Source organism: Hymenobacter agri, assembly GCF_054778495.1.
In genome coordinates this window covers 1-4205 of sequence record NZ_BAAGZM010000376.1, presented here as the reverse complement: position 1 = coordinate 4205, position 4205 = coordinate 1, and the positions used below count along the sequence as shown (strand labels likewise).

Below are 4205 nucleotides of genomic sequence, written 5' to 3'. Positions count from 1 at the left end.
CGGCCGCTGGGGTGCAGCGCCACCAGCCGGCCGTGGGGCAGGTGGGCTTTGCTCCAGCCCTGGCCCCGCGGTATGTGGGTGGCGAAGGTGGCGTGGCCCGTGGCCATGCCGGCCTCGTAGATAGCGCGAACCTGGGGCCAGTGGCGGGCCTCCATCGGGTGTATGGTCATGGTAACCAGCCGGAAGTGGGGGAGGGGATTGGGGTGGACGGTTTTATGCTGTCATCCTGAGCAGCGCGAAGGACTTTATCCCGATTGAATGAAAACTGCACATCCGTGGTAAGGTCCTTCGCTTTGCTCAGGATGACAGGCGGTTACCCGTCGGGCCGTTTGCGGCCGGCACCGGGCCAAAAGTAAGCGGCCGGCTACTGGCTTCATTCTTCCTTCATACAATGATAATGCGGGGCCCTGACCGGCCCGATTGGGTCCCGTGTTACGGGAATGTTATAGGTCGACACGAAATACAACAATTCGGCAACGGCCCGGCAGGACCGGCCGCCGTTCAGGGCTCGGAACTTTGCAGCCGCAATCAACCCAAACCCCAACCCATGTTTGTGCGAACTCGCTTTACCCGTATTCTTCTCTTGCTGAGCCTGCTGGCGTGGGCGCCTTGGGCGCAGGCGCAGGTAACCACCTCGGGCCTGACCGGCAAGGTGACCTCCGACAAAGGCGAAGAGCTGATTGGCGTGACGGTGGTGGCCACCAACCTGCCCACCGGCACCAAGCGGGGCACCGGCACCGAGCCCGACGGCCGCTTCACCATCCCAAACCTGGCCCCCGGCGGGCCCTATCAGGTAACGGTGACCTACGTGGGCTTTAAGGAGCAGACCGTGGATGGTGTGTACCTGACGCTGGGCAATACCACCAAGCTCAACTTCGTGCTGGCCACCGAGGCCCAGCAGCTGAATGAAGTAGTGGTGGTGGGCAACACCCAGGCCACCAAAACCGGCGCCGGCACCACCGTGGGCCGCGAAGCCCTGCAGCAGCTGCCCACCATTTCGCGCAGCATTCAGGACTTTACGCGCCTCGACCCGCGCAATTCGGGCAACTCGTTTGCCGGTTCGAGCTTCCGCTACAACAATATCACCCTCGATGGCGCCGTGAACAACGACGCCATTGGTTTTTCGCCCTCGCTGGGCGGCCAGAGCGGCACCAGCGGCCTGCCCGGCGGCTCGGCTCGCGCCAACCCCATCTCGCTCGATGCTATTCAGGAAATTCAGGCCTCGGTGGCCCCGTATGATGTGAAGCTGGGCAACTTCACGGGTGGTTCGGTGAATGCCGTGACGCGCTCGGGCACCAACGACTTTCACGGCTCGGTGTATGGCTACGGCCGCAACCAGAACGTGACCGGCCGCAGCATCGACGAGAGCCGCAGCATGATTGGCTCGGCTTACCACGACTACCAGACCGGTTTCCGGGTGGGTGGCCCGATTGTGAAGAACAAGCTGTTCTTCTTTACGAACGCCGAAATTGCCCGCCGCCAGGAGCCGCAGTTCTACGCCGCGGGCACGCCCGGCTCGCCGGTGACGGTGGACCTGGCCCAGCAGATTACCAACAAGCTGCAGAACTCCTACGGCTACAACGTGGGCGAGTACGGCGAATACAACATCCACGCGAACTCGAACAAGCTGTTTGCCCGCCTCGATTGGAACCTGAACGACAAGACCAGCATCGCGCTGCGTCACAACTACATCAACTCGACGGCGACCAACCTGGAGCGTTCGGGCAGCCTGTTCAAGTTTGGCTCGCAGGACTTCAACCAGAACAACATTCAGAACTCGACGGTGCTGGAGGTGAAGAGCAACTTCAGCTCGCAGTTTGCCAACAACCTGATTCTGGGCTACACCAACATTCACGACTACCGCGACCTGCTCGGCGGCCAGGCCAACCTGTTCCCGGCCGTGCAGATTAACAACGTGGGCACTGATGCCGGCAAGAACTACGTGGGCTCGAACCAAATTCTGCTGGGCTCCGACCGCGAAGCCAGCATCTTCAACACCCGCCAGAAGACGTTCGAAATCACCGACAACTTCACCTTCTACAAAGGCGCGCACGCCCTCACGCTGGGCACGCACAACGAGCTGTACCACATTGACTACGGCTTCATCAACTCCTGGAATGGCCGCATCGAGTACAACAACGTAGCCGACTTCCTGGCCGACAAGCCCAACCGCATTCGCGGCACCTACAACAACACCGACAACTCCTACGCCTACAACTTCAACAACCCGTCGGCGGCGTTCAACATCAACTTCTTCAGCGCCTACCTGCAGGACGAGTGGAACGTGAACGATAAGCTGAAAATCACGCCCGGCATCCGCTTCGACATCGCCTCGCTGCCCACCAAGCCGGCCCTGAACACCGGCCTGGTGAACAACCCGCAGAACGACGCCAACACCCTGAACCAGACGTACTCGCACACGCCCTGGAAAGACCTGAACAACAACTACCTGGGCCAGGTGCAGATTTCGCCGCGCCTGGGCTTCAACTACGACGTGAAGGGCGACGGCTCGGTGGTGCTGCGCGGCGGCACGGGCGTATTCACGGGCCGGGTGCCGTTTGCCTGGTTCGGCTACGCCTACTACAACAACGGCGTGAACTTCAACTCGGTGGATGTGAACAACATCCGCGCCACCAACGGCGGCGCAGGCACGGTGTACACCTTGAACGCCGACCCGAACAAGATTTACAGCCAGCTGCCCAGCTCGGCCTACAACCCCGCTAACCTGAAGGCCGGTACCACGGAAGTGAACCTGGTGGACAACAACTTCAAGATGCCGCAGGTGTGGCGCTCGTCGCTGGCCCTCGATTACAAGCTGAAAACCGGCACCCGCTTCTCGGTGGAAGGCCTCTACACCAAGACTTTGCAGGACGTGAAGTTTGAAAACATCAACCTGGCCGACAACGCCACCTACTTCGCCCAGGGCCCCACGGAGAGCCCGCGCTACACCGCCGCCGGCTTCGGCAGCAAGGTGAACAGCAACTTCTCGAACGCCTTCTTCCTGACCAACACCCAGAAAGGCTACCGCTACCAGCTGACCGGCTCGGTGGGTCAGACCATCAACAACCTGATTGATGCTTCGGTGGCCTACACCTACGGCAAGAGCTACGACATCAGCAACGGCATCCGCAACTCGCCCCAGAGCAACTGGGAGCTGAACCCGGCTCTGAACGTGAACGACCCGGCCCTGGCCCTGTCGAACTTCGACCTGCGCCACCGCGTGGTGGCCTCGCTGAACCTGCACAAAACCTTCGCCCAGCGCTTCACCGGCTACTTCACCTCGGTGCTGACTTACGCCAGCGGCTCGCCCTACACCTGGGTGTACAACAACAACCTGCTCGGCAACGGCCAGCAGAACGTGCAGCTGGCCTACATCCCCAGCGGCCCGAATGACATCACCTTCGTAACGGCCGTGCCCAAAACCGCTGCCAACCCCAGCGGCTACGTGGTGGATGCTACCGGTGCCCAGTACAACGCCCTCAACAGCTTCGTGGAAGGCGACTCGTACCTGAAAACCCGCCGCGGCCAGTACGCCGAGCGCAACGCCGGCCGCACCCCCTGGAACAACCAGGCCGACGTGCGCTTCATGGTGGAAGCCAAGCTCGGCAACCTCGAGCCCAATGCTGCCGGCGTGGTGTCGTCGGGCCACACGCTCCAGATTTCGCTCGACATCATCAACGTGGGCAACCTGCTGAACCGCAACTGGGGCCGCCAGTACTTCGTGCCCAATACCTTCAACTCGACGCTGGGCACCGGCCTCACGCAGGCCGCCGCCTACGCCGACGGTGCCGGCAACCTGAACGCCAGCTACAGCTCGGTGTTCAACCGCCCCACCTACACCTACGGTACCCCGGCCACCTACTCGGTCGACCAGCTAGCCTCGCGCTGGCAGGGGCAGCTGGGCCTGCGCTACTCGTTCTAGTGCCTACGGCTCAATGAAGAATGTAGAACGAGGAATGAAGAATTGACGGCAGGTTGATTTTGAAACTTCTGCTTCGCCGACGCGGCCGTTCCCTTGGGAGCGGCCGCGTCTTCGTTTGTGCCAGGCAGGCCCGTACTTTGTTTGCGAAGACAATTCCTCATTTTCCATTCTCCATTGAAGATTTTACATCTTCCCAAGTGGTACCCGCACCGCTACGACGACCAGGACGGCGACTTCGTGGCCCGGCACGTGGCGGCCATTGCGGCCCACGGCGGCCCGGCGG

At 61.6% G+C, this 4205-nt stretch carries 1 protein-coding gene; it reads left to right on the top strand.

The features are described 5' to 3' along the window. Window positions 1-547 precede the first annotated feature (547 nt). Window positions 548-3922, top strand: coding sequence for a TonB-dependent receptor (locus tag ACYVDE_RS15975; RefSeq protein ID WP_460502542.1), 3375 nt, complete (start codon window positions 548-550; stop codon window positions 3920-3922). The last annotated feature ends 283 nt before the right edge of the window (window positions 3923-4205 follow it).